This is a genomic window from Bradyrhizobium sp. SZCCHNS30572 (assembly GCF_032484415.1).
GTDB lineage: Bacteria > Pseudomonadota > Alphaproteobacteria > Rhizobiales > Xanthobacteraceae > Bradyrhizobium.
The window spans coordinates 65,206-88,909 of sequence record NZ_JAUESY010000002.1; the positions used below are offsets into that span (position 1 = coordinate 65,206).

Annotated in this window: 26 protein-coding genes; 15 read left to right on the top strand and 11 right to left on the bottom strand. The window is 66.2% G+C overall.

Features of this window, described 5'->3' with window-relative positions; translation table 11 throughout:
• The first annotated feature begins 2 nt into the window (after nucleotides 1-2).
• The 7 genes from QX048_RS05230 (at nucleotide 3) to nadC (ending at nucleotide 6,076) form a co-directional block, all read left to right on the top strand.
• Complete coding sequence (locus QX048_RS05230; RefSeq protein WP_315827269.1) at nucleotides 3-749, top strand: AzlC family ABC transporter permease; 747 nt, start codon at nucleotides 3-5, stop codon at nucleotides 747-749.
• The gene (locus tag QX048_RS05235; RefSeq protein WP_315718383.1) at nucleotides 746-1,090 is read left to right on the top strand and encodes an AzlD domain-containing protein; all 345 of its coding nucleotides are present in this window, start codon (nucleotides 746-748) and stop codon (nucleotides 1,088-1,090) included. The genes QX048_RS05230 and QX048_RS05235 overlap by 4 nt, the downstream gene beginning before the upstream one ends.
• Nucleotides 1,091-1,168: 78 nt before the next feature.
• On the top strand, nucleotides 1,169-1,651 hold the full coding sequence (gene tsaA, locus QX048_RS05240) for a tRNA (N6-threonylcarbamoyladenosine(37)-N6)-methyltransferase TrmO (RefSeq protein ID WP_315827268.1): 483 nt from the start codon (nucleotides 1,169-1,171) through the stop codon (nucleotides 1,649-1,651).
• A 15-nt stretch (nucleotides 1,652-1,666) separates the two neighbouring features.
• A complete protein-coding gene (locus QX048_RS05245) occupies nucleotides 1,667-2,626 on the top strand; it encodes an NrtR DNA-binding winged helix domain-containing protein (protein WP_315827267.1) in 960 nt (319 codons plus the stop codon).
• 68 nt (nucleotides 2,627-2,694) lie between these two features.
• Entirely contained in the window at nucleotides 2,695-3,681 is a 987-nt protein-coding gene (gene nadA / locus QX048_RS05250; RefSeq protein ID WP_315827266.1) for a quinolinate synthase NadA, read from the top strand.
• Entirely contained in the window at nucleotides 3,678-5,231 is a 1,554-nt protein-coding gene (locus QX048_RS05255; protein ID WP_315827265.1) for an L-aspartate oxidase, read from the top strand. The genes nadA and QX048_RS05255 overlap by 4 nt, the downstream gene beginning before the upstream one ends.
• A complete protein-coding gene (gene nadC / locus QX048_RS05260; protein WP_315827264.1) occupies nucleotides 5,228-6,076 on the top strand; it encodes a carboxylating nicotinate-nucleotide diphosphorylase in 849 nt (282 codons plus the stop codon). Before QX048_RS05255 ends, nadC begins: the two co-directional genes overlap by 4 nt.
• On the opposite strand, the gene QX048_RS05265 is transcribed toward nadC, so the two are convergent.
• The 4 genes from QX048_RS05265 to QX048_RS05280 all read right to left on the bottom strand — a co-directional run bounded on the left by QX048_RS05265 (nucleotide 6,077) and on the right by QX048_RS05280 (nucleotide 9,169).
• Nucleotides 6,077-6,502, bottom strand: a complete 426-nt coding sequence (locus QX048_RS05265; protein WP_315752984.1) for an HIT family protein — start codon at nucleotides 6,500-6,502, stop codon at nucleotides 6,077-6,079.
• A 60-nt stretch (nucleotides 6,503-6,562) separates the two neighbouring features.
• Nucleotides 6,563-7,771 carry a GNAT family N-acetyltransferase gene (locus tag QX048_RS05270; RefSeq protein ID WP_315827263.1) on the bottom strand — a complete coding sequence of 403 codons (1,209 nt, stop codon included), beginning with the start codon at nucleotides 7,769-7,771 and terminating at the stop codon, nucleotides 6,563-6,565.
• A gap of 102 nt (nucleotides 7,772-7,873) precedes the next feature.
• Entirely contained in the window at nucleotides 7,874-8,626 is a 753-nt protein-coding gene (locus tag QX048_RS05275; RefSeq protein ID WP_315827262.1) for a glycerophosphodiester phosphodiesterase, read from the bottom strand.
• Nucleotides 8,627-8,701: 75 nt separating this feature from the next.
• Nucleotides 8,702-9,169: a RidA family protein gene (locus QX048_RS05280; RefSeq protein WP_315827261.1), complete on the bottom strand. Its 468-nt coding sequence runs from the start codon at nucleotides 9,167-9,169 to the stop codon at nucleotides 8,702-8,704.
• Nucleotides 9,170-9,374: 205 nt separating this feature from the next.
• Here QX048_RS05280 and QX048_RS05285 point away from each other — a divergent pair, with 205 nt between their 5' ends.
• Nucleotides 9,375-10,232: a cell envelope integrity EipB family protein gene (locus tag QX048_RS05285; protein ID WP_315718393.1), complete on the top strand. Its 858-nt coding sequence runs from the start codon at nucleotides 9,375-9,377 to the stop codon at nucleotides 10,230-10,232.
• Between the two features lie 8 nt (nucleotides 10,233-10,240).
• Here QX048_RS05285 and QX048_RS05290 read toward each other — a convergent pair whose 3' ends face one another.
• The gene (locus tag QX048_RS05290; protein ID WP_316200379.1) at nucleotides 10,241-11,548 is read right to left on the bottom strand and encodes a DNA polymerase IV; all 1,308 of its coding nucleotides are present in this window, start codon (nucleotides 11,546-11,548) and stop codon (nucleotides 10,241-10,243) included.
• Nucleotides 11,545-11,844: a DUF3572 domain-containing protein gene (locus tag QX048_RS05295; protein ID WP_316165120.1), complete on the bottom strand. Its 300-nt coding sequence runs from the start codon at nucleotides 11,842-11,844 to the stop codon at nucleotides 11,545-11,547. The genes QX048_RS05290 and QX048_RS05295 overlap by 4 nt, the downstream gene beginning before the upstream one ends.
• A 217-nt stretch (nucleotides 11,845-12,061) precedes the next feature.
• Here QX048_RS05295 and QX048_RS05300 point away from each other — a divergent pair, with 217 nt between their 5' ends.
• The 7 genes from QX048_RS05300 to QX048_RS05330 all read left to right on the top strand — a co-directional run bounded on the left by QX048_RS05300 (nucleotide 12,062) and on the right by QX048_RS05330 (nucleotide 17,982).
• Nucleotides 12,062-12,427: a response regulator gene (locus QX048_RS05300; RefSeq protein WP_008964019.1), complete on the top strand. Its 366-nt coding sequence runs from the start codon at nucleotides 12,062-12,064 to the stop codon at nucleotides 12,425-12,427.
• Nucleotides 12,428-12,439: 12 nt separating this feature from the next.
• Nucleotides 12,440-13,861 (top strand): PleD family two-component system response regulator, encoded by a 1,422-nt coding sequence (locus QX048_RS05305; protein ID WP_315718396.1) that lies wholly within the window; start codon nucleotides 12,440-12,442, stop codon nucleotides 13,859-13,861.
• A gap of 878 nt (nucleotides 13,862-14,739) precedes the next feature.
• Nucleotides 14,740-14,910, top strand: a complete 171-nt coding sequence (locus QX048_RS05310; protein WP_315740306.1) for a hypothetical protein — start codon at nucleotides 14,740-14,742, stop codon at nucleotides 14,908-14,910.
• A gap of 465 nt (nucleotides 14,911-15,375) precedes the next feature.
• A complete protein-coding gene (locus QX048_RS05315; protein ID WP_315752977.1) occupies nucleotides 15,376-15,783 on the top strand; it encodes a DUF1127 domain-containing protein in 408 nt (135 codons plus the stop codon).
• Nucleotides 15,784-16,250: 467 nt separating this feature from the next.
• The gene (locus tag QX048_RS05320) at nucleotides 16,251-16,652 is read left to right on the top strand and encodes a DUF1127 domain-containing protein (protein WP_315827259.1); all 402 of its coding nucleotides are present in this window, start codon (nucleotides 16,251-16,253) and stop codon (nucleotides 16,650-16,652) included.
• Between the two features lie 254 nt (nucleotides 16,653-16,906).
• Nucleotides 16,907-17,605, top strand: coding sequence for an aspartate/glutamate racemase family protein (locus tag QX048_RS05325; RefSeq protein ID WP_316187310.1), 699 nt, complete (start codon nucleotides 16,907-16,909; stop codon nucleotides 17,603-17,605).
• 146 nt (nucleotides 17,606-17,751) lie between these two features.
• Nucleotides 17,752-17,982 carry a hypothetical protein gene (locus QX048_RS05330; protein WP_315827257.1) on the top strand — a complete coding sequence of 77 codons (231 nt, stop codon included), beginning with the start codon at nucleotides 17,752-17,754 and terminating at the stop codon, nucleotides 17,980-17,982.
• 64 nt (nucleotides 17,983-18,046) lie between these two features.
• Here the strand turns inward: QX048_RS05330 and QX048_RS05335 are convergent, their stop codons facing one another.
• From QX048_RS05335 to QX048_RS05355, 5 genes are all read right to left on the bottom strand, one after another.
• Nucleotides 18,047-19,399 (bottom strand): globin-coupled sensor protein, encoded by a 1,353-nt coding sequence (locus QX048_RS05335; RefSeq protein ID WP_315827256.1) that lies wholly within the window; start codon nucleotides 19,397-19,399, stop codon nucleotides 18,047-18,049.
• Nucleotides 19,400-19,621: 222 nt separating this feature from the next.
• Nucleotides 19,622-19,789, bottom strand: a complete 168-nt coding sequence (rpmG, locus tag QX048_RS05340) for a 50S ribosomal protein L33 (protein WP_006611239.1) — start codon at nucleotides 19,787-19,789, stop codon at nucleotides 19,622-19,624.
• Nucleotides 19,790-19,909: 120 nt separating this feature from the next.
• Entirely contained in the window at nucleotides 19,910-21,235 is a 1,326-nt protein-coding gene (locus QX048_RS05345; RefSeq protein WP_315827255.1) for an LLM class flavin-dependent oxidoreductase, read from the bottom strand.
• A gap of 324 nt (nucleotides 21,236-21,559) precedes the next feature.
• Nucleotides 21,560-22,897, bottom strand: coding sequence for an amidohydrolase (locus QX048_RS05350; protein WP_315827254.1), 1,338 nt, complete (start codon nucleotides 22,895-22,897; stop codon nucleotides 21,560-21,562).
• Between the two features lie 44 nt (nucleotides 22,898-22,941).
• Nucleotides 22,942-23,700: an NUDIX hydrolase gene (locus QX048_RS05355; RefSeq protein WP_315827253.1), complete on the bottom strand. Its 759-nt coding sequence runs from the start codon at nucleotides 23,698-23,700 to the stop codon at nucleotides 22,942-22,944.
• Between the last annotated feature and the right edge of the window lie 4 nt (nucleotides 23,701-23,704).

Genomic DNA, 23,704 nt, shown 5'->3' on the forward strand with positions numbered 1-23,704 from the left:
CCGTGACACTTCCTCCGCTCGATTCGCCGCAATGGCATGGTTCACTGCGCGCCTTCGGCTGGGGGCTGCGCGCGACGTCAGCGACCATCCTGTCACTGGTGCTGTTCGTCACCTTCATCGGCATCGGCGCGCTCGCCCACGATACCCGTTTCAGCATGCTCTGGGCGATCCTGAGCACGGTGCTGGTTTGGGCCGGTCCAGCGCAGATCATCCTGGTCTCCACGCTCGGCTCCGGCCAGACCATTCTGCAATCTGCGATCGCGGTCACGATGAGCGCGATCCGGCTGTTTCCGATGGTGGTGGCGGTGCTGCCGCTGATCCGCTCGCCGCAGACCAAGCGGCGGCACCTGGTGCTGATCGCGCATTTCACCGCCGTGACCCTGTGGGTCGAATGCTATCGCTTCCTGCCGCATGTGCCGCGCGAGCGCCGCATCGCCTTCGTGCATGGGCTCGGCACCGGCCTGATGGGGATCGCGCTGATCGCGACCATCATCGGGTATCTTCTCGCCGCCAATCTGTCGCAGACATTCGGCGCCGCGGTGCTCTTGCTGACGCCGCTGGCCTTCCTGTTCTCGACCCTGCGCAACGCCAGGGAGCTTGCCGACGTGCTCGCGCTCGGTCTCGGCCTCGTGCTGTATCCTCTGGCCGCCCAGCTCGACAGCGGCGTCGACATCCTGGTCAGCGGCGTCGTCGCCGGAACGCTCGCGTTCGGGGCGCACAAATGGCGCGAGCGGCGGGGGCTGGCATGAGCGACTTCATCGGCGATTGGCATGCGCTCGTGGTGCTGCTGGTGGCGGGCGTGATCCCCAACCAGATCTGGCGCCTGCTCGGACTTTGGTTCGGCAGCGGGCTCGACGAGGGCTCGGACCTGCTGATGTGGGTCAAGGCGGTCGCGACCGCCATCTTGGCGGGGGTCATCGCCCAGATCCTGGTGCAGCCGCCGGGCGCGCTCGCCAGCGTGCCTTGGGGGCTGCGCTACGGTGCCGTCGTTGCCGGCCTTGCGGCCTTCATGGCGAGCCGCCGCTCGATCTTTGCCGGTGTCGTCTGCGGCGAAGCCGCGATGCTGGCCGGCAAATGGTGGCTCGGCTGAGTTGCGCGATCTTGCGCGACCGCAATTGCGGTGAGCCGAGGTTCGGATAGATTGCCGGGAGGATCCAAGGACTCCGCAATGACCACTGATTCCGATCTCCGTCCGGGAGAAGTTGCCGTCGACGCGCCCCAGCCGCGCGACGCCACGCTGTATTTCATCGGCCGCATCTGCACGCCCTGGACCTCGCGGCTCGAGACGCCGCGGCAGGGCAGCTTCGAGGGGCCGGTGTGCCGACTCGAGATCTTCGAGCCCTGGGTGCCGGCGCTGCAGGGCATCGACGCCTTCAGCCACCTCCAGGTGCTGTACTGGCTCAACCGGGCGCGCCGTGATCTCGTCAAGCAGAGCCCGCGGCATCATGACGGCGAAACCCGGGGCACCTTCGCGCTGCGCTCGCCGGTGCGTCCCAATCCGATCGGCGTGTCGACCGTCCGCTTCGTCGCGTTGGAAGGCAACACCGTGCTGGTGCGCGGTCTCGACTGCCTCGACGAGACGCCGCTGATCGACCTGAAGCCGGATCATTGCGCGTTCACGCCGGCGGCGGCGGGTGAGGATGACAAATAGGACCGACGGATCCGGATGTCGAAGGTGAACAAGCGGCCGCAGAAGACGGTGACGGCTCTGGATGCGATCACGGCGGACCTCGTCGCCGTGCTGGTGGCGGTGACCGACGGACACCCGAAGATCATGACGATCGAGCATGCTGCGGCGCTGCCGAGCGGACCGTTTCAGTTCGCGCACCGCTCACTGCAGATGGGGCTGCGCGCCTGGGTCGAGGCGCAGACCGGTCATCCCCTCGGCTATGTCGAGCAGCTCTACACCTTCGCCGACCGCGGTCGCGGCGGCGATCCCGACGCGCCGCACCGCATCTCCATCAGCTATCTCGGCCTGACCCGCGAGGAAGAGGGGCGTGAGGGCGCGGATGCGCAATGGTCGTCGTGGTACGACTACTTCCCGTGGGAGGATCATCGCGACGGACCGCCGACGATCCTGGCCAAGATCATCGCGCCGGAGCTGAAGGCCTGGGCGCGAGCCGCCGACGAGCCGGCGCTGCAAAAGACGAGGTGGCAGCGCGCCGCCATCACCTTCGGTCTCGATGGCCGCGAGTGGAACGAGGAACTGACGCTGCAGCGCTATGAGTTGCTGTATGAGGCGGCGCTGATCCCCGAGAGCGTGCGCGAGAAGGGGGCCAGCCAGCCGATGCTGCCCGGGCGCGCCATGATCGGTGATCACCGTCGGATTCTCGCCACCGGCATTGCCCGCCTGCGCGCCAAGATCAAATACCGGCCGGTCGTGTTCGAGTTGATGCCGGAAGAATTTACACTGCTGCAATTGCAGCGCAGCGTCGAGGCTCTCGCCGGCCGGCTCGTGCACAAGCAGAACTTCCGCCGCCTCATCGAGCAGCAGGAACTGGTTGAAGAGACAGGCGCAATTGCTGCCGACACGATTGGCCGGCCGGCCAAGCTGTTCCGCTTCCGGCAGGGCGTGCTGGCCGAGCGGGCGGTGGTCGGAACCAAGCTGCCGCTCTCGCGATCTTGATCTCCCGCTCTTGACACAGCTTATGCTCAGGATAAGTATAAGCCATCTTATGCTCACGGAGAGTATAAATGGTCGATCTTGTCCTGCCCGCCGTCGCGCCGAATGCATCGCTTGCTGAGCGTCTGAGCCGGGTGATCCCGCCGCCGGAATGGGCTGTCTTCGAGGACGATGTCGAAGCCATTCTGGCGCTGAAGCGCCGGCGCAATGCCGTGGTGCTGGCGCACAACTATCAGACGCCCGAAATCTATCACGGCGTCGCCGACATCGTCGGCGACAGCCTGCTGCTGGCGCGCGAAGCGACCAAGGTCGATGCCGAGGTGATCGTGCTCGCCGGCGTCCACTTCATGGCCGAGACCGCCAAGCTGCTCAATCCCGACAAGACGGTGTTGATCCCCGACGTAGAGGCGGGCTGCTCATTGGCGGAGTCGATCACCGCCGACGACGTGCGGCTGATGCGCGCGCGCCACCCGGGCGTGCCCGTGGTCGCCTATGTCAACACGTCGGTGGCGGTGAAGGCCGAGTCCGACGTCTGCTGCACCTCCGGCAACGCGCGCGCGGTGGTCGAGTCGCTCGGTGTCGATCACGTCATCATGCTGCCGGATGAATATCTCGCGCGGAACGTCGCCGCACAGACGAAGGTCAGGATCACGGCTTGGAAAGGGCATTGCGAGGTGCATGAGCGCTTCAGCGCCGAGGACGTCCGCACGCTGCGCGACAACCATCCTGGTGTCACCGTGCTCGCGCATCCGGAATGTCCTCCAGAGGTCGTGGCGGAGGCGGACTTCGCCGGCTCCACCGCGGCGATGTCGGACTTCGTCGGAGCAAGAAGGCCGGCCCGGGTGGTGCTGCTGACAGAATGTTCGATGAGCGACAATGTCGCCGTGCTCCATCCCGACATCGAGTTCATCCGCCCCTGCAATCTGTGCCCGCACATGAAGCGGATCACCCTGAAGAACATCCGCCACGCGCTCGAGACCAACACGCACGAGGTCACGATCGATCCCGCGATGGCCGAGCGCGCGCGGCGCGCAGTGGAAAGGATGCTGGCATCATGAGCATCGATGTTTCGAAGTTGATCGGCCGTCCCGTGATCATCGGCGGCGGTGCCGCAGGTCTGATGACGGCGCTGCAGCTTGCGCCCGAGCCGGTCGTGCTGTTGTCGAAGTCGCCGCTCGGCGCCGAGGCGTCGAGCATGTGGGCGCAGGGTGGACTGGCCGCCGCGGTTGGCGATGACGATGATCCGGGGCTGCATCTGAAGGACACGCTCGCCGCCGGAGCCGGATTGTGCGACGAGCCCGCCGCGCGCCGCATCATCGATGCGGCGCCGGCCGCGGTCGAGCGCCTCGCGCAGCTTGGCGTTGCGTTCGACCGAGGTGCGGATGGACGTTGGCGTCTGGGCCTGGAGGCCGCACACAGCCGCAACCGGATCGTGCATGCGACGGGCGACGGCACGGGACGCGAGATCATGCGCGCGCTGATCGCGGCTGTGCGGCGTTGTGCTTCGGTGACCTTGCTCGAAGGCGTCGAGGCGCGCCGGCTGATCGTCAATGACAACGCGATCCAGGGCGTGGCTGCGGCGCGCGGCGATCAGGCTCTGATCCTCGCCACGACACGCGTCGTGATCGCAACCGGCGGCATCGGCGGCCTGTTCCTCGACAGCACCAATCCGGCCGGCTGTTTCGGCCAGGGCCTCGCGCTGGCGGCGCGGGCCGGGGCCGTGCTGTCCGATCTCGAATTCGTGCAGTTTCACCCCACCGCGTTCGACGGACCGTCGCGGCCGCTGCCGCTGCTCACCGAGGCGATCCGCGGCGATGGCGCCGTCCTGATCGACGACACCGGCACGCGCTTCATGGCCGACGAGCCCGGCGCTGAGCTGGCGCCGCGCGACGTGGTGGCGCGGGCGGTATGGCGCCGCCGTGCGCAAGGCCGCCGCGTGTTCCTCGATGCGCGCAACAAGCCGGGCAAGGATTTCGCCGCGCGCTATCCCGTGATCAGCGCGTTCTGCCGCATGGCGGGCATCGACCCCGCGCGCGATCCGATCCCGGTGCGGCCGGCCGTGCACTATCATATGGGCGGCATCGCTGTTGACACGATGGGACGCAGCACGGTCGAGGGCTTGTGGGCCTGTGGCGAGGTCAGCCGCACCGGCCTGCACGGCGCCAACAGGCTCGCCAGCAACTCGCTGATGGAAGCGATCGTCTGCGCGCAATGGGTGGCCGAAAGCGTGGCAGGCGCGCCGCAGCGTGCGGGCAAGCCGTGCGCGGTGGCTGCCATTCCGCCGGCGTCCGATCCGTCGGCCGCACGGCCGCTGCTGTCGCATGCGCTCGGCGTGATGCGCGAGCGTCGCACGATCGCGGCTGCCGTCAGCGGCCTGCTTCCGCTGGCAGAGCAGGCCGGGTCCATGGCTGACCCGGCGGTGGTCGGCCTGATGCTCGCGGTCGCGGCCCATGCGCGGGAGGAGAGCCGCGGCGCGCATTTCCGCAGCGATCATCCGGGCACGCTGCCCGTCGCGCAGCCATCCAGCCTCACTCTGCCCGAGGCGATCGCGGTTGCCCGCGACATTGTCGACGCCGAGCAGACGCCGTCCAGGAGCGCAGTGCCATGAGTCTCAATCCTCTCTCGCCCTTGCTCTACGAGCCGCTGGTGCGCATGGCGCTGCTCGAGGATCTCGGCCGCGCCGGCGACATCACCACCGATGCCATCGTCCCCGCCGAGCAGCGCGCATCGCTGAAGCTGCGGGCGCGCCAGCACGGCGTGATCGCAGGCCTCGATGTGGCGCGCTGCGCCTTCCAGGTCGTCTCGCCGGACGTGCGCATGGAGATCGTGCGGCCCGACGGCAGCCCCGTGGCGCCGGGAGACGCGATCGCGACCATCAGCGGCCCGGCACGGGCGCTCCTGACCGGCGAGCGCGTGGCGCTCAACTTCCTCTGCCGCTTGAGCGGGGTCGCCAGCGCGACGGCGTCCCTGGTATCGGCGGTGAAGGGGACGAAGGCGCAGATCGTCTGCACCCGCAAGACCACGCCGGGCCTGCGCGCGCTGGAGAAATATGCGGTGCGCGCGGGGGGCGGCGGCAATCACCGGTTCGGGCTCGATGACGCCGTCCTGATCAAGGACAACCACATCGCCATCGCCGGCGGCATCCAGGCTGCCATCACGCGCGCAAAGGCCCATGCCGGCCATCTCGTCAAGATCGAGGTCGAGGTCGACACTCTGGCTCAGCTCGAGCAGGCGCTGACGCTGGGCGTCGATGCGGTGCTGCTCGACAACATGACGCCGGCGGAGCTCGAAACCGCGGTCGGCATGATCAGCGGCAAGGCCATCTCCGAAGCCTCGGGCCGGATCACCGTGGAGACCGCGCCCGCGATCGCCGCGGCCGGCGTCGACCTGATCTCGGTCGGCTGGATCACGCATTCGTCGGCCGCGCTCGACATCGGGCTCGACGAGGCCTGATCAGCCCTTCAGCGCCGCAATCAGCTTGGCGGCGTTCTCCTCCAGCACCTTCGGATCTTCCTTGCGGCTCGCCGGCGGCAGCAGGGAATCGCCGTTGCGGCGAGGCATGATGTGGACGTGCAGGTGGAACACCATCTGGCCGCCGGCATGCTCGTTGAACTGCTGCACCGTGATGCCGTCGGCGGCGAACGCGGTCTTGGCGGCACGGGCGATGGTGCGCACGGCACGGCCGACGTGGAGATAGTCCTCCTCGGTGATGTCGAGGATGTTGCGTGCAGCGGCCTTCGGGATCACCAGGGTGTGGCCGGGCACGCGCGGCATGATGTCGAGGAACGCCAGCACGTGGTCGTTCTCATAGACCTTGGTGCAGGGGAATTCGCCGCGCAGGATCTTCGCGAACGGATTGTTGGGATCGTAGGCGGTCATGGGCAGTCCCTTAAGCGGTTCCTCTTGGTGCGCCTTACTCTCACCGGCACGTGTCGCCGGTCAAGACGGCTCGTCCATGCCTTTCCGGAACGGGGCGGATTCGGCGAGTTCGCGGCCGGCTTCCTCGACATAGGCGCGCTCGCGCTTGAGATAGTCGTCAATGGCCCGGCGCAGGCCGCGGTCGGCGATGTAGTGCGCGGAGTAGGTGGTCTGCGGCAGGTAGCCGCGCGCGATCTTGTGCTCGCCCTGAGCGCCAGCTTCGACGACTTGGAGCTTGTGCTGGATCGCAAAGTCGATCGCCTGGTAGTAGCAGACCTCGAAATGCAGGAACGGGTGGTGCTCGATGGCGCCCCAGTTGCGCCCGAACAGTGTGTCCGAGCCGATGAAGTTGATCGCGCCGGCGATCCAGCGGCCCTCGCGCTTGGCCATGACCAGCAGCACGTCGTCGGCCATGCTCTCGCCGATCAGCGAGAAGAACTTGCGGTTGAGATACGGCCGGCCCCACTTGCGTGAGCCGGTCTCCATGTAGAATTCGAAGAATGCGTCCCAGGCGTCCTCGGTGATGTCCTTGCCGGTCAGCCAATGGATGGTGATGCCGGCGGCCAATGCGTCGCGCCGCTCGCGCTTGATCGCCTTGCGGTGGCGCGAATTCATCGTCGCCAGGAAATCGTCGAAGGTGGAAAAACCCTGATTGTGCCAGTGGAACTGCTGATCGGTGCGCTGCAGGAAGCCCTGCGCGGCGAGCCGCTCCCATTCGGCCTGCCGGGCGAAGGTGACGTGGACCGAGGACGCCTCGCTGATCCCGCACAGCGCCTTCAGTCCCTGGGCGAGGGCATTGCCGATCATGTCCCGGTCCTGGTCGGCGCGGATCAGCAGCCGCGGCCCTGTGGCCGGTGTGAACGGCACCGAGACCTGCAGCTTCGGATAGTAGCGCCCGCCGGCCCGCTCATAGGCATCGGCCCAGCCGCGGTCGAAGACATATTCGCCCTGGGAGTGGGACTTGAGGTAGCACGGCACGACGCCGAGGACCTCGTCACCCATCTTCGCCACCAGATGGCGCGGCGCCCAGCCGGTGCGCAGGGTGGCCGAGCCGGAGGCTTCGAGCGCCGAGAAAAACGCGTGTGAGATGAAAGGATTGTAGCCGCGCCCGCAGGCGGAAGATGAGCCGGGACTGACGCGGCCCTCGGGATTGGCACAGGCGTCCCATGCTGCGGCCGGGACCTCGTTGATCCCGGGAACGGCTTCGAGCGTGATCTCAGGCGATGCCATCGAATCCTTGTCAAACGGGCCGGCACGGCACGCCCCGGCCGGGACGCCCCAGATGCCACGCCCTGAAGATCGTGCATCGCAGCAGCGAGTTCAAGGCCGGCGTCACGTCTCCGGCGTAAACCCCTCGAAGATCATCTGATCCGCATAGCGGGCTGCGGCGGCGCGCTGCTCGGGGGTGCGGACGGTCCAAGTCAGCAGCGGGCAGCCGAACACGTTGCGCGCGATCCAGGGGGCAGGCGCAGGCAGCTGCTCGACCCAATAGGCGACGAAATGCGGCTGGCTGCTGAAGCCATGCTTGAGATGCAGCATGCTGTCGCGCTGCGCCTGGGTCAGCTTGGCCCAGTAGCCGTCCTCGTAGCTGCGCTGCGCGACGATGCCGCGCGTCAGCGTCGGCATGGTCTCGCGCAAGGCGCGGACCTGGTCCGGATCGAACGACATCCCGACCACCGGGCCGGAGTAGGACGCCAGCACCTCGGCCATGCGCCGGACCAGCCGGCGATCGCCCTGGAACGTGCTCTTGACCTCGATGACCAGCGGCACGCGCCCGGCGATCAGGTTGCAGAGGTCGCCGAGCGTCATCATCTGCTCGTCGGTCTGCTTGAACTTGATCGCTTTCAGCTCTGCCGCGGTCTTCTCGATCAGCGGGCCGGTGCCCTCGGTGAGGCGGCCGAGATCATAGTCGTGATGCACCATGGCCTCGCCATCGGCCGACAGCTGGATGTCGCATTCGATGGCGAAGTTGCCGGCCACGGCGCCGCGTGCGGCGGCCGGCATGTTCTCGATGATGCCGCGATCAGCATCGTGCAGGCCGCGATGGGCGACGGGGCGGGCCGTCAGCCAGTCAGGTGCGCGCATTCGCCCCGTCCGTTTTGCTGGCGCATGATCTCGTCGGAAAACCGCCGCGCACTATTCCGGATCATGCGCTCTCTCTCACTCAACCTCGAACACACCTTCGACTTCCACCGCCGCGTCCGACGGCAGCGCCGACACGCCGACGGTGGTGCGGGCGTGCCGGCCCTTGTCGCCGAACGCTGCGACCATCAGGTCGGAGGCGCCGTTGAGCACCTTGGGCCCGTCGAGGAAATCGGGCGCCGAATTGACGAAGCCGCCGAGCCGGACCACGCGCACGACCTTGTCGAGATCGCCGACCGCCGCCTTGACCTGGGCGAGCAGGTTGATCCCGCAGCCCTCCGCGGCCGCATAGCCGTCCTCGATCGACACGCCGCCGCCGAGCTTGCCGGAGGCGATCATCTTGCCGTCGGCGCCGAGGCAGACCTGGCCCGACACGAACAGCAGGTTGCCGGTGCGCACGAACGGGACGTAATTGGCCACCGGCGCCTTTGGTGCCGGCAGTGTGATGCCCTGTGCCGCCAGATTCTGTTCAACCGTACCCGCCATCTCGAATCCCCGTTCTGTCGCCTGAAAGCCGGTCCCGTGCCGGACCGAGGCCCTGTTTGGCGCAGTTGCCAGTGACATGCAAGCAGCCAGCACCGACGCGATTCCGGCGCTTTAAGCGCACGTTTCCGTGAGACAGCCGCAGTTGCGACGCAATGCAGCGATCTCTAATGTGACGGTTCAGCGATACGTCCTCCGAGGAAAACTCATGGCTCATTCGTTCCGACTGTCGATGGGAGCGCTCGCCGTCGCGGCGATCACGTTCGGTCCGGCGCAGGCCGGGGCGGCGGTGCCGTTCCTGCCGCATCAGGCGCTCTATGACCTGAGCCTGGTCAAGTCGCGCGGCTCGAGCCCCGTCAACAGCGCGCGCGGCCGCATCCTCTACAATTTCTCCGGCAACGCCTGCAACGGCTACACTTCGGAATTCCGCCAGGTCTCCGAACTCGATCTCGGTGAGGGCAAGGTGACCCTGAGCGACCTGCGCTCCACCGCGTGGGAGGACGGCGCCGGCAAGAGCTACCGCTTCAAGATCGACTCGCGCATGAACGAGCAGGCCTCCAGCCCGGTCGACGGTATCGCCGAGCGCACCGGCGATCACATCACCGTCAAGCTCAAGCAGCCCGAGGCGAAGACCTTCACGCTCGACGGCTCGACCGTGTTTCCGACCGAGCAGATTCATCGCATCATCGCCGCCGCGCGCGAGGGCAAGTCGCTGCTCGAGCTGACGGTCTATGACGGCTCGGACAATGGCGAGAAGGTCTACAACACGCTGACCGTGATCGGTGCGCCCGTGCCGGCCGACAAGGCCGCCGCCAAGCCCGACGCCTCGACCGACAATGACGAGATGAAGAAGATGACGCGCTGGCCGGTGACGGTCAGCTATTATGACCGCGACGCCAAGCGGGCCGAGGGCGAGCAGACGCCGGTCTACGCGATGTCGTTCGAGCTCTACGAGAACGGCGTCTCGCGCGCGCTCGTGCTCGACTACAATGATTTCGTCATCGCCGGCGCGCTCGGCAAGTTCGACGTCAAGGACGTGAAGGACGGCAAGCCCTGCAGCAATTGACCGGGGCATCATTCCGTCTGCTCCGGGCCGTCATAGGCGATGCCGCGGATGACCGCGGCCTGGCCGAACTTCTTGCGTAGCGCATCGATCGCGCGCTCGGCCGAGGCCGAGCGGCGGTCGAGCATGTCGGTGTCGGAGGCCTCCGAGCCCGGGCGCAGCGCGCTGACGCCTGCGCCCATCAGCCGGAACGCCGTGCCGTCGGTCTCGCGCGCCAGCATCTCCTTGCAGATTGCGAAGATCTTGCCGGCGAGCTGCGTCGGCGCCGCGATCGAATGCGAGCGCGTTCGTTGGCGGAAGTCCGCGGTCTTCAGCTTCAGCGTGATGGTCGACCCGGCGAGCTGGCTCGCCTTCAGCCGTGCCGACACCTTCTCCGACAGCCGCCACAGGGTCTTTTCCAGGGTCGCGTAGTCGCGGATGTCGGTGTCGAAGGTGGTCTCGCTGGAGATCGTCTTGGCGCCGCGATCAGCCACGACCTTGCGGTCGTCGATGCCGCGCGCCAGCCGCCACAGCCTGCGGCCGTCACCGCCGAACTGCTTCATCAGCTCGATCTCGTCGGCACGCTGCAGGTCGGCGATGGTGCGGAAGCCCTGGTTCGCCAGTCGCTGCTGCGTGGCGGGGCCGACGCCGAAGATGAAGCCGACCGGCTTGTCGGCCAGCATCGCCGGCGCCTCGTCCTGGCCGAGCGCGGCGAAGCCGCGGGGCTTGTCGAGATCGGAGGCGATCTTGGCGAGGAACTTGTTGCAGGACAGCCCGACCGAGACGGTGATCCCGATGCGCTGCTCGATCTCGCGGGCGAAGCGCGCCAGCACCTTTGCCGGGATCATGCCGTGGACGCGCTCGGTCCCGGAGAGATCCAGGAACGCCTCGTCGATCGACAGCGGCTCGACCAGCGGCGTCAGCGCCTGCATGGCCTGCCGGACCTCGCGGCCGACGCGGACATATTTCGCCATGTCCGGGGGAATCACGACCGCCGCGGGACACAGCTCCAGCGCCTTGAACATCGGCATCGCCGAGCGCACGCCATAGGTGCGGGCGATGTAGCAGGCGGCCGACACCACGCCGCGCTTGCCGCCGCCGATGATGACGGGCCGGTCGGCGACCTCGGGATTGTCGCGCTTCTCGACGGTCGCATAGAACGCGTCGCAGTCGATATGGGCCAGCGTCAGCGCGGGCAGGGCGCGATGGCGGACGAGGCGCGGCGAGCCGCAGACCGTACAGCGGCGCGCGCCATCATCGAGGTCCGTCAGGCAGTCGCGGCAGAAGCAGGCCGGCCCGGCGACCGCGCGCGACCCGCTCGCTGGCGCCCGCTCGGTCACGGCACGTCGCGCTCCCACTGCCGGTCGCCCAATACCTGCCGTGCTGCCATGATATTGGTCGGATGTAACTTGGAGTGGGCGGCAAAAGCCTTTACCGTCTCGTCGTCGCGCAGCATGAAATCGAGCACGCTGACCAGGAAATTGGGGTCGGCCGCCGAGGATCGCAGCGTCTCCGGCCCAATCCCGGTCTCGGCCAGGAAGCGGCCCAGCCGCTCCGGTTCGCCGGCCAGGAAGCCGAGGGCCTGAACTGCAACGATTTCAGCGACTTCGCGCGGATTTCGAACGGGCTTTTTCAACGGCGGATTTGCCTTTCCGTTAACTTGTCGGCTCTACTTTGCGCCCATCATGCCCGAGTCTTCGGAATGGGTTCAAGCAAGTGGAAACCATCTCGGGGAAAGATCGAATACCGACTTAACGGCTTAGAACGAATCTGGGGCTAGTTTGAATTAGATGAGTAGCGGTGGACAGGCGTCCGCCAGAGGACATGCCGGTGTCAGTGATTCGGAGGGGCGGATGGGCAAGACCGTCCTGATCGTGGAAGACAATGAGCTCAACATGAAGCTCTTCCGCGATCTGTTGGAAGCCCACGGGTACCAGACGTCCGGTACGTCCAGCGGCGTGGAGGCGCTCGACATCGTGCGCCGGACCCGCCCCGATCTGATCCTGATGGACATCCAGCTGCCGCAGGTCTCGGGCCTGGAAGTGACGAAATGGATCAAGGACGATCCGGATTTGCGTGCCATCCCGGTGGTGGCAGTGACGGCCTTTGCCATGAAGGGCGACGAGGAGCGCATCCGCGAGGGTGGCTGCGAAGCCTATCTTTCCAAGCCGATCTCGGTCGGAAAATTCATTGAAACGGTACGCCGCTTTATCGGCTAAGGAGTTTCTGCAGTGTCCGCGCGTATCCTCGTCGTCGACGACGTCCCGGCCAACGTCAAGCTGTTGGAGGCGCGGCTGTCGGCCGAATATTTCGACGTGCTGACCGCCGCGAACGGCGCCGAGGCGCTGCAGATCTGCCAGCGCGCCGAATGCGACATCATCCTGCTCGACGTCATGATGCCGGACATGGACGGCTTCGAGGTCTGCCGCCGGCTGAAGTCGAATCCGGCCACGCATTTCATTCCGGTTGTCATGGTGACGGCGCTCGACAGCCCGTCCGACCGCGTGCGCGGCCTGGAGGCCGGTGCCGACGACTTCCTGACCAAGCCCGTCTCCGACGTCGTGCTGATCGCGCGCGTGCGCTCGCTGACGCGGCTGAAGATGATGACGGACGAGCTGCGCATGCGCGCGCTGACCTCGCTCGAGATCGGCGTGCAGGCGCCCGAGCGCAACGCGGTTGCCGACGCCGGCAAGGGCGGGCGGGTGCTGCTGGTCGACGACCGGCCGTCGTCCTACGAGCGGCTCGGGCCGATGCTGGCGACCGAGCATGCCATCGACGTCGAGACCAATCCCGCCGAGGCCGTGTTCAACGCCGCCGAAGGCAATTACGACCTCGTCATCGTCTCGCTCGACCTGAACGATTACGACGGCCTGCGGCTGTGCAGCCAGCTGCGCTCGCTGGAACGCACCCGGCAGGTGCCGATCCTCGCGATTGCGGAAGCCGAGAACAATTCGCGGCTGCTGCGCGGCCTGGAGATCGGCGTCAACGATTATCTGCTGCGTCCCGTCGACAAGAACGAGCTGCTGGCGCGCGCCCGCACCCAGATCCGCAAGCGCCGCTACACCGACCATCTGCGCGACAACGTCCAGAACTCGATCGAGATGGCGATCACCGACGCGCTGACGGGCCTGCACAATCGCCGCTACATGGAGACGCATCTTTCGACGCTCGCCGACCAGGCCGCGAGCCGTGGCAAGCCGCTGGCGCTGATGATGCTCGACATCGACTACTTCAAGTCGATCAACGACAATTACGGCCATGATGCCGGCGATGACGTGCTGCGCGAGTTCGCCATGCGCGTGCGCAAGTCGATCCGCGGCATCGATCTCGCCTGCCGCTATGGCGGCGAGGAGTTCGTCATCGTGATGCCCGAAACCGACCTGCACGTCGCCGGCATGGTCGCCGAGCGCTTGCGGCGCTCGGTCGCCAACGAGCCGTTCTCGGTGCACAAGGGCGAGAAGCGCATCGAGGTCACGACCTCGATCGGGCTGTCGACCCTGGAGCAGAAGGGCGAGCCGATCGCCGACGTCATGAAGCGCGCCGACAATGCGCTCTACCGCGCCAAGAACGAGGGCCGCAACCGCGCGGTGGCGATCGCCCCCGTGCATCAGCCGGCGCCGTTCCTGCCGCAAGCCGCCGGCCGCGGCCGCTAGAGGGGCAGGGCGGCGGTCCCGTGTGACCGCCGCTGAGCATCCGTTGCTGGCGAATAGCGTCATCTTTCTCCACATCGTCATTCCGGGGCGCGCGGAGCGCGAGCCCGGAATCCATAACCACGATCGGGAGTATGGATTCCGGGCTCGCCCTCCGGGCGCCCCGGAATGACGGCGAGTGCGGAGCCGATTGTTTCCACACATCACTCTTCATCCTCGCCGCGCCTCCGCGCCCGAGTTGTGCCATTCAAAGCCCTCTTCGAGAACAGAGGGCGCAGGGAAGGCCGGGTGCTGGTCGCACCCATGGTCCGCGTGCAGAAAGAAAGCACGCGGCAGAACCACAGGTACGAGCCGGACATCCGGCCCTCCCTGCGCGATGGCTTTACGGCTTACTCCGCGCTCTCCCCGGGGACCGGCGTTCTTGCCCCCGTCGCGAGCGCGCTTCGTCGCAGCGCCCGCTTGGCCTCAGCATCGGGAGGCCAGGACCACACGGCTTCACCGTGCGCATCAGGATGTTCGTCGGCGCGGACAAGCCACGCTGCAACCCGACACGCCCACCGCAGCCCACCTCACGCTCGTGACGATCGCGATGCGCCCCTCTTGGCGAGGTGGGATGTGCAGGGGGATAGCATGAATTCTGGAAAAGCGAAAGTAAAAAAATGCGATCTGGATAGCCGGCGAGAGCGATCTCGTTGAAAGCGTTCGAAAAGTTAGTCTTCGGCGCAGGACCGTCTCGGGGGCGCTCGATGGGGAGATCGCTTCCTCATCTCAATGCTTCAGGATGGACCCCTGATGATCAGGCCGACGCTGATCGGCCCTACGAACTTCAGGCGTCTCATGTTAGCTTGGTTGCGGCGTTGCTCTCTTGTTAGGGAAAAGGCATGAAGCCGCTTCGCATGGGTGTTTTGGCCGGCGTGCTGATGTTGTGTGGAGTCTTGGTCCTCGAAGCGCTCGGTGTGCAGACCAACCTTTTGGTTTTCATGGTCTTGGGAGGCGTTTCGGGCTCGCTGGCTGACATCTTGGATCGGTTCATGGCGGGGCGCGGTACGTAGCGCTGGTCAGCGCGCAAGGCCGGATGGTTGTGGACTCATTCCGACGTATCTCGGACGAGAGAGCGTCTGATGTTTGTGGAGTGTGCCCGATGTGGACATTTCAGCTGGTAGTCCGCACTCCGTAGGGCGGATCAGCGCGCCGCTTCACGTTCGCCGCAAATCGGCAGATTGAGCTGACGCCAATCCGCCCGCCGTGCTCGCGCGGTCGATCTACAACAACTCGCCGCCAGGATGTGGGGCGCCCAAATATCCCTTGATGTTGCGTGCGTGCCATGATACCTTATGTGATATGAGCAAATCGGTCCGCATCGTCAACTTCTATCACATGACCCGCTTCGGCTGGGCCGTGGAAGGAGTCGCGCGCTAGGAATTGGACGTTGCGATCGTTTCACCAGGCCCCGCCGGCATCGGACGGGGCCTTTTGTTTGGCCACGCTCCCTGCCGGCATAACAGCAGGAGCAGAGGATGCCACCCCATCAGACCAACGCGACGATCGACGCTGCGCACGTGTCGGCGCTCAACGTCGATCTCTCGATCGCGTCAATCACCGACGCGATCGACAGCGTGCAGCCATCGATGCAGTCCGAAGCGTCGATCGCAGCGTTGCGAGACGTGTCGCCAGAAAAGGACGCGGCCGGTCCGCCGGCAACGCCGACCTGGCCGATCATCCGCTTGATCGGCTGGTGCTGGCGCGCGATCCAAGAATGGCAACGCCGCGAGAGCGTGCGGGACTGCCTGCATGACCTGAGCGAACGCGAGCTCACAGATATCGGCATCACGCGCGCCGAGATCGAGCACATCGCCGCGCTGCGGACGCTCGACAGGTTGAGGGATGATCCATATCCGGGCGGCGTCTCGCGTCGGGGAATGTAGTTGGTCGTTGAAAGTGGCGACGCAGGGATAACCGACCAACAGCGCGAGATGGTCGCCGCGACGTCATTGCGAGCGTCAGCGAAGCAATCCAGGGTCCCGCACACGACTCTGGATTGCTTCGCTGCGCTCGCAACGACGGAGGTGAGATCGCGCTTATCTATGGACACTATCCTGCCGGAGACGTCGTCTGCGGGAGTTCGGCGGGACACGAGCCTCGCATAGGTGCTCATCTGCGAGCGCAGGAACTACATGCCTTGATCTGGCGCAATCATCGTGGTACCGACAAACCATGATCAACGTCGTGCGCAACTCCAACCGCAAACATGCGGCCCGCCGCAGCTGGGCCGTGGGAGGAGTCGTGCGCTAGGATTTCGACGACACGATCATTCCACTAGGCCCCGCCGGCATCGGACGGGGCCTTTTGTTTGGCCACGCTCCCTGCCGGCATCACGCAGCAGGAGCGACCGATGCCACCTCAGACCCATCTCACAGACGAGATCGCGCGCAATGCCGCCACGCGCGATCGCCCCCTCTCATTGGTGAAGAACGCGGTGCACCAGGCGCCAGCCGCGCCGCGACCCAACGCATCCGTCACGGTGCTGCGTGACGCGTTGTCGGAAAAGAATGCGGCCGGGCCGCCGGGCATCTCGGCTCCGGGGCTGTTCGGCCTGCTCGCGGGCTATTGGCTGGTGTTTCAGGAAGGCCGTCGGCTCAGGCGGATGAGAGTCCAGCTATGCGACCTGAGCGAGGCGCAACTGGTGGATATCGGCCTGACGCAAGGCGATCTCGACCATATCGCAGCCCACCGCGCGCTCGAGCGCCTGAGATTCGACATAGCGAACACCATGATGTCCCGCGGCGTGATGTAGCTGCGAACAGGCCAGTGCGAACAAATGTCTCGGCAGGGCGGATCAGCGTGTGATCGGCCCTGGCGATGTCGTGCGCGCGATCTGTTGCAACCGCGTCATTGCGAGCACAGCGAAGCAAGCCAGGGCTCAGCAAGGACTCTGGATTGCTTCGCTGTGCGCGCAATGGCAGAGGATGGTGCGCGGTGGGGTGATGTTCACCCTCGGCCGCTTTTCGCGCTATCATCGTCGGCAACGTTGATGGAATGGAACGACGAATGGCAAAACATATCGGCATCGTCGGCTGCTCCGCCGAGGGCGCGGCGCTCTGCTATCGCACGATCTGCAAGGAGGGCGCCGACCTGCTCGGGCCGCATGGCCATCCCGAGGTGTCGATGCACACGCCGTCGCTCGCCGACTACGTGGCCTGCCTCGATCGCGGCGATCTCGCTGGAGTCGCCGAGCTGATGCTGACCTCGGCGCGCAAGCTCGCCGCGGCCGGCGCGGATTTCCTGATCTGCCCGGACAACACCATCCACCAGGCCCTGCCGCTGGTGCTGCCGCGCTCTCCGCTGCCGTGGCTGCACATCGCCGACGTGGTCGCGACGGAAGCGGTCAGGAGAGGCTACAGGCGTATCGGCATCACCGGCACCAAATGGCTCGTCGACAGCAATGTCTATCCGGATAGCTTGACCGCACACGGGCTGGCGTTCGCGCGTCCGGAAGAAGCCGATCGCGTCGAAGCCAACCGCATCATCATGGATGAGCTGGTCTACGGGCGGTTCGAGCCGCCCTCCGTCGCCGCGTTTCAGGCGATCATCACGCGGCTGAAGGAGGAAGGTTGCGACGCCGTCGCGCTCGGCTGCACCGAGATTCCGCTGATCATCGACGATGCCAACTCGCCTCTGCCGACGTTGGATTCGACGCGTCTGCTCGCGCGTGCTGCGCTGGCGCGGGCCACGTCCTGCGCCGGCTGAGAATTGCGGCAAGGCGCTGACCGTTCAGAGCGGGATGTGCAGGCAGCATTGGCTGCGACGCTCGCCATCCGGCCTTCGGACGCGCAGTTCCGTCGGAACCCCCTTGGGTGGGAAACGTTTTGTTTCAGCCCAAGGAGGAGCGCCCAATGAAGAAGCTGATGTTCGCGGTTGCCGTGTCGCTGTCCGTTCTGCCGTCGTTCGCCATGGCTCAGGGCCATATGGGGACGCCGCAGGAGCAGAAGGCGTGCGCGCCCGACGCCAAGCGTTTCTGCCGCGCTCAGCTCGGCGACGACTTCGGGGTCCAGAACTGTCTGACGCAGAACCGGGCCAAGCTGAGCAAGCGCTGCTCGGCGGTGTTCCTGAGCCACGGAATGTAAGCCGGCGCGCAGCGTCGCGACGTCGCAGGGCGGACGGCCAACGCCGATCCGCCCTTCTTTGTAGTCAGGCCGCACGGACCCTGCGCAAGAATTTCTCCAGCTCATCCTTGAGGTGATCGCTCTCGCGCGACAGCGAGTGCGCGGATGACAGCACCTGCGCGGAGGCGGTGCCGGTGGCGCTGGCGCCCTTGCTGACGTCGCCGATGTTGCCGACGACGCGCGCGGTGCCGCCGGCGACCTCCTGCACGTTGCGCGAGATCTGCCCCGTCGCGGCGCCTTGCTGCTCGACGGCGGCGGCGATGCCGGCGGCGATCTCCGAGATCTGCTGGATGGTGCCGCCGATCTGCTTGATCGAGGCGACCGAGGACTGCGTCGCGCTCTGAATGCCTTCGATCTGCTGGCCGATTTCCTCGGTGGCCTTGGCGGTCTGCGACGCCAGCGCCTTGACCTCGGAGGCCACCACCGCGAAACCGCGGCCGGCGTCGCCGGCGCGCGCCGCCTCGATGGTCGCGTTCAGCGCCAGCAGGTTGGTCTGGGCGGCGATCGAGGTGATCAGCTTGAGCACGTCGCCGATGCGCTCGGCGGTGCGCGACAGCTCGCTGATGCCGACATCGGTCTGCTCGATCTGGCGAACGGCCTCCTTGGCAATGGTGGTCGATTCCCTGACCTGCCGCCCGATCTCATGGACCGAGGAGGTCATCTCCTCGGCGGCCGAGGCGACCGACTGCACGTTGGTCGAGACCTGGCCCGAGGCCGAGGCCGCGCTGGCCGACAGCTGCTGGGTCTGCTCGGCGGTCTTGCTCAGCGTGTTGGCCGAGACCTCGAGCGTGCGCGCGTCCGCATGGACCTTGTTGATGATCTGGCCGACGGTGGCTTCGAACTCGTCGGCCATGCGTTGCATGGCGACGTGCTGCTCGGTCTTGGCCGCATCGAGATAGACCGAGATGGCGAGATCCATGTCGATCATTGCCGCCTTGGTGATCGCAGCCTGCAGCGCGGCCTTCTTCTCGCGGGCCGCCTGGCCGCCGAACCAGCCGTCCGCGATCTCCGTCTCGATCGCCTTCTGCAGCCCGGTCACGATCAGCGAATAGCCGGCGATGTACCAGCGCGGCTCCAGCCCCATCCGGTTGTGCGCCTGGCCGATCCTCGTCACGGACTTCACATAGGCATCGTCGAACTTCGCGGTCGCCAGCGACATCCAATGGTCGAGCTGGGCCTTCGAGGCGTGCCGCATCGCGGCCTGGCTGGAGAACATCTTGGCGAGATGCGGGACCTTGCCGACATGGGCGTAGAACTGCTCCAGCAGGCCGGGCAGCACCTTGCCGATCAGCGGCCGGAGCTCCCGCAGCGCCTCTCGGGTCGCATTGTCGATGCCGATGAAATCGAGACGGGACTGCAAAGTCTGAGGATCGGTCATCACTGGTCTGCCGGTAAGATAAGGAGGGAGACGCTACGGGGGTGCGCCGCTACCCCAAATCGCATGGGTTTGGTTGATGGCTCCTTAAGTCGGGAACCAGATTCAGCCGCAGCCAATGGACCGATCAGATGGGGGACGGCCCGTGCCACAGGAGTGGCAGCATCGCGCGCAATAAAAAACGGGGCCGAAACGGCCCCGTTGAAGTCGCAGCAGACCGCGATCTTACTTGATCTTGGCTTCGCGGAATTCGACGTGCTTGCGCGCGACCGGGTCATACTTCTTCTTGACCATCTTGTCGGTCATGGTGCGCGAGTTCTTCTTGGCAACGTAATAGAAGCCGGTGTCGGCCGACGACACGAGCTTGACCTTGATGGTGACCGCTTTGGCCATGTCTTGAACCTCTGGAATCGGGATCGGGGGTGGGCACCGGCCAAAGAGGGGGCGCCGTTGGCCGGCAACCTACCCAGCCAGCCCCCAAAGTCAAGGTTTGAGGGCCAGATTCTGGGGTCCCTAGGCCGCGAAGAAGCGGTTTTTCGGTCGGGGCAGGCCGAGATTGTCCCGCAGGGTCGGCCCCTCATACTCCGTCCGGAAGATCCCGCGGCGCTGCAGCTCGGGAATCACCTTGTCGACGACGTCGTCGAGCCCTGCGGGGAGGAACGGGAACATGATGTTGAAACCGTCCGACCCACGGCTTTCCAGCCACTCCTGCATCTGGTCGGCGATCGTCGTGGCGGTGCCGACGAAGGACAGACCGCCGTAGCCGCCGACCCGCTGCGCCAGTTGCCGCACCGTGAGCTTGTCGCGTGCGGCGACATCGACCAGGCGCTGGCGGCCGCTCTTGGAGGCGTTGGTCTCGGGGATATCAGGCAGCGGACCGTCGGGATCGAAGCCGGACGCGTCGGTGCCGAGGATGACCGAGAGCGAGGCGATGGCGCTGTCGTAATGCACCTTGCTGTCGAGCAGCGCGCGCTTCTCCTTCGCCTCGTCGACGCTGTCGCCGACCACCACGAAGGCGCCGGGCAGGATCTTTAGATGCTCAGGATCACGGCCGATCTTGTCCATGCGGCCCTTGATGTCGGCATAGAGCTTCTGTCCATCCGCGAGACTGCCGCCGCCGGTGAACACGGCCTCGGCGGTTTCCGCCGCGAGCTGCTTGCCGTCCTCCGAGGCGCCGGCCTGTACGATCACCGGCCAGCCCTGCACGGGGCGTGCGATGTTGAGCGGGCCGCGGACCTTCAGATATTTGCCCTTGTGGTCGAGCACGTGCATCTTGTCGGGATCGAAGAACAGCCCGCTCTCGACGTCGCGCACGAAGGCATCGTCGGCGAACGAATCCCACAGGCCCGTGACGACGTCGTAGAACTCGCGGGCCCGCTTGTAGCGCTCGGCGTGCTCCATGTGATCGTCGAGCCCGAAATTCAGCGCGGCATCCGGATTCGACGTGGTGACGATGTTCCAGCCGGCGCGGCCGCCGGAGATGTGGTCGAGCGAAGCGAAGCGGCGGGCGAGGTGATAGGGCTCGTCGAAGGTGGTCGATCCCGTCGCGATCAGGCCGATATTCTCGGTCACCGCCGACAGCGCCGAGAGCAGCGTGAAGGGCTCGAACGAAGTCACGGTGTGGCTGCGCTTGAGCGCATTGATCGGCATGTTCAGGACCGCGAGATGGTCGGCCATGAAGAAGGCGTCGAACTTGCCGGCCTCCAATTTCCGGATGAGCTGCTTGAGATGCGCGAAGTTGAAATTGGCGTCCGGCCAGGCGCCGGGATAGCGCCACGCGCCGGTGTGGATGGAGACCGGGCGCATGAAGGCGCCGAGCTTGAGTTGACGGGGAGCCATGGGGTGTCCGTGGATGGTTGATCTCTTGAGCAGATAGGAACTCGCCCGATCCGCGTCAGCAACCCACGGCAGAACACGATTTCGTTTTTGCGGTCGTGCGCAGCACGCTCATTCTGTCGTGAGGCAATACAGGTTACGCAGCAAATGGTGTCGTCCCGGCCTTGAGCCGGGACCCATGCTCCGTGAACTACGCCATGTGAGCACAGTCTCGACCACCGGGGCCCACGACAGATTCCGCGGTATGGGTCCCGGCGTTCGCCGGGACGACACTTTTTGGTGGCGTAGGGCTGCCCGTCTCATGGCAAGTCATTCGTGGCCGGACAACTAATGCCTCCGTGCGCGTGCATCGAACGCCGACAGCACGGCGAGCGTCATCGCGGTGACGCCGGTCTCGATGGTCGGCTTGGGCACTGGCGCGAATTGCGGGGAATGGTTCGGCGGCAGCGGCGGGCCGCTGCCGTCGCGCGCGGCGGCGACGCGCTCGGGCTCGTAGACGCCGATGCCGAAGAACATCGAGGGCACGCCGGCTGACACGAACTCAGAATAGTCCTCGCTGGTCGTGCTCGGCGGCACCAACATCAGCTTGTCGCCGAAGGCGGCGCGCAGCACCTTCTCGCCGGTCGCGACGACGCCCGGATCATTCATGACGGCCTTCGCGCCCTCGCTAATCTCGATCTGCGGCGGCGGCGCATCGGCCATGGCGGCCACGGCCTTCGCGGTGCGCTCGATGCCCGCCACGAGCTTGGCGCGGACCTCAGGCTTGAAGCTTCTGATGGTGCCGACCACGAGCGCGTTGTCGGGGACGATGTTGCCGGCGGTCCCGCCATGGATCGCGCCGATGCTGACGATGCCGAATTCGGTCGGGTCTTTCTCGCGGCTGATCACGCTCTGCACATCGATCACGAAGCGCGCCGCCATCATCACCGGATCGATCGTCTGATGGGGAGCTGCGCCGTGCCCGCCACGGCCGTGGAAACGAACGAACAGTCCATCCACGCTGGAAGAGCCGATTGCCGTGCGATAGGTCAGCGAACCGTAGGCGAAGCCGCCGTCGTGGAGCGCGAAGCCGACATCGGGCTTCGGAAACCGCGTGAACAGGCCGTCGGCCAGCATCGCCTTTGCGCCCGCAACTTCTTCCTCCGCGGGCTGCGCGATGAACATCAGCGTGCCCTTCCATGTGTCTCTCAGGCCGACGAGCGTCTTGGCCGTGCCGACCCAGCTAGCCATGTGCACGTCGTGGCCGCAACTATGCGCGACGAAGGTCTCGCGTCCGTTCCAATTGGCCTTGTCGCGGCTGGCATAGGGCAGGGCGGTCTTCTCCTCCATCGGCAGCGCATCGAGCTCGGTGCGCACCATGACCGTCGGTCCCTCGCCATTGCGATAGAGCGCGACCAGACCCGTCTTGCCGACCTTCTCCGTCACCTCGAAGCCGAGCGCCCGCATCTGCTCCGCGAGCTTTGCGGCGGTCTTGACCTCCTGGAAGGCCAGCTCGGGATGGGCGTGCAGATCCTTGTAGAGCGCGTCGAGCGCGGGATAGTCGCGCTCGAGCGAGGCGGCAATCGTGCTTTTCAGTCCTGAGACATCGAGCTCGGCCCGCGCGGGTGCCGCGGCGAGGGCGATCAGGGCGGCGGAGGCGAGCAGAAGGCGGCGAGGCTGCGTCATGGATCGGCTCTCCGATGAACGCAGCCAGTCTAGCCCCGTTCAGCTCACGCGCCCAGGACGTCCTTCTGCATCTTGCCGCCGTAGAAATGGAAGAACGGCACGTCAGCGTCATGGCGCAGCGGGCCGGTGGCGAGGCGGCGGTCGAGCTCGTGGAGCACGTTCTTGGTCATCGGGTGCAGATCGGCGAGCGGCTTGGAGCCGAGCTCGACCCAGACCAGCTCGACCAGCTCCGCATCGGCGTGGATCACGCCGTCGACGCGATGGGTGATGGCGGAGGCATCGGCGGTGAAGAAGCGCGTGTCGAAGCGCTTGATGCGGCCGGGCGGGGTGATGGCGCGGGCGATCAGGAACAGGCCGGAGGGATCGGGCAGCAGGCCGGCGTCAGCGAACGGCGCCCATGGCCCGTCCAGTTTCGGCGCGGAGCCGCCGACCTTGCGTCCGAGACAGAGACCGGTTTCCTCACAGGCCTCGCGGATCGCGGCGACGGCGAGCGACTTCGCGCGCGAGGCCGTCGTCTGCGGCTTGCCCTTGAACAGATTGGCTTCGAGCTCGGCCGGCATCGGCGCTGCGACGGGGATGCGATGATCTGACTTGTCGACGCGGCCGCCCGGGAAGACGAACTTGCCGGGCATGAACACGACCTTGTCGTGGCGCTTGCCGACCAGCACCTTCGGCACCGTGCCGCTGCGATCCACCAGGATCAACGTCGCAGCATCCTTCGGCTTGGTGTAGGGATGATGGTCGGCTTCCTTCTCGGCCGGCTTGCCCGCCGCTGCGCCCGTGGCCTGTGCCGTCTCGCTCATGTCC

Bases quoted from the DNA above. Each gene is read 5' to 3' on its own strand.
- QX048_RS05235 (WP_315718383.1), top strand. From the start codon at position 746: ATGAGCGACTTCATCGGCGATTGGCATGCGCTCGTGGTGCTGCTGGTG.
- tsaA (WP_315827268.1), top strand. From the start codon at position 1,169: ATGACCACTGATTCCGATCTCCGTCCGGGAGAAGTTGCCGTCGACGCG.
- QX048_RS05245 (WP_315827267.1), top strand. From the start codon at position 1,667: ATGTCGAAGGTGAACAAGCGGCCGCAGAAGACGGTGACGGCTCTGGAT.
- nadA (WP_315827266.1), top strand. From the start codon at position 2,695: ATGGTCGATCTTGTCCTGCCCGCCGTCGCGCCGAATGCATCGCTTGCT.
- QX048_RS05255 (WP_315827265.1), top strand. From the start codon at position 3,678: ATGAGCATCGATGTTTCGAAGTTGATCGGCCGTCCCGTGATCATCGGC.
- nadC (WP_315827264.1), top strand. From the start codon at position 5,228: ATGAGTCTCAATCCTCTCTCGCCCTTGCTCTACGAGCCGCTGGTGCGC.
- QX048_RS05265 (WP_315752984.1), bottom strand. From the start codon at position 6,502: ATGACCGCCTACGATCCCAACAATCCGTTCGCGAAGATCCTGCGCGGC.
- QX048_RS05270 (WP_315827263.1), bottom strand. From the start codon at position 7,771: ATGGCATCGCCTGAGATCACGCTCGAAGCCGTTCCCGGGATCAACGAG.
- QX048_RS05275 (WP_315827262.1), bottom strand. From the start codon at position 8,626: ATGCGCGCACCTGACTGGCTGACGGCCCGCCCCGTCGCCCATCGCGGC.
- QX048_RS05280 (WP_315827261.1), bottom strand. From the start codon at position 9,169: ATGGCGGGTACGGTTGAACAGAATCTGGCGGCACAGGGCATCACACTG.
- QX048_RS05285 (WP_315718393.1), top strand. From the start codon at position 9,375: ATGGCTCATTCGTTCCGACTGTCGATGGGAGCGCTCGCCGTCGCGGCG.
- QX048_RS05300 (WP_008964019.1), top strand. From the start codon at position 12,062: ATGGGCAAGACCGTCCTGATCGTGGAAGACAATGAGCTCAACATGAAG.
- QX048_RS05310 (WP_315740306.1), top strand. From the start codon at position 14,740: ATGAAGCCGCTTCGCATGGGTGTTTTGGCCGGCGTGCTGATGTTGTGT.
- QX048_RS05315 (WP_315752977.1), top strand. From the start codon at position 15,376: ATGCCACCCCATCAGACCAACGCGACGATCGACGCTGCGCACGTGTCG.
- QX048_RS05320 (WP_315827259.1), top strand. From the start codon at position 16,251: ATGCCACCTCAGACCCATCTCACAGACGAGATCGCGCGCAATGCCGCC.
- QX048_RS05325 (WP_316187310.1), top strand. From the start codon at position 16,907: ATGGCAAAACATATCGGCATCGTCGGCTGCTCCGCCGAGGGCGCGGCG.
- QX048_RS05330 (WP_315827257.1), top strand. From the start codon at position 17,752: ATGAAGAAGCTGATGTTCGCGGTTGCCGTGTCGCTGTCCGTTCTGCCG.
- QX048_RS05335 (WP_315827256.1), bottom strand. From the start codon at position 19,399: ATGACCGATCCTCAGACTTTGCAGTCCCGTCTCGATTTCATCGGCATC.
- rpmG (WP_006611239.1), bottom strand. From the start codon at position 19,789: ATGGCCAAAGCGGTCACCATCAAGGTCAAGCTCGTGTCGTCGGCCGAC.
- QX048_RS05345 (WP_315827255.1), bottom strand. From the start codon at position 21,235: ATGGCTCCCCGTCAACTCAAGCTCGGCGCCTTCATGCGCCCGGTCTCC.
- QX048_RS05350 (WP_315827254.1), bottom strand. From the start codon at position 22,897: ATGACGCAGCCTCGCCGCCTTCTGCTCGCCTCCGCCGCCCTGATCGCC.
- QX048_RS05355 (WP_315827253.1), bottom strand. From the start codon at position 23,700: ATGAGCGAGACGGCACAGGCCACGGGCGCAGCGGCGGGCAAGCCGGCC.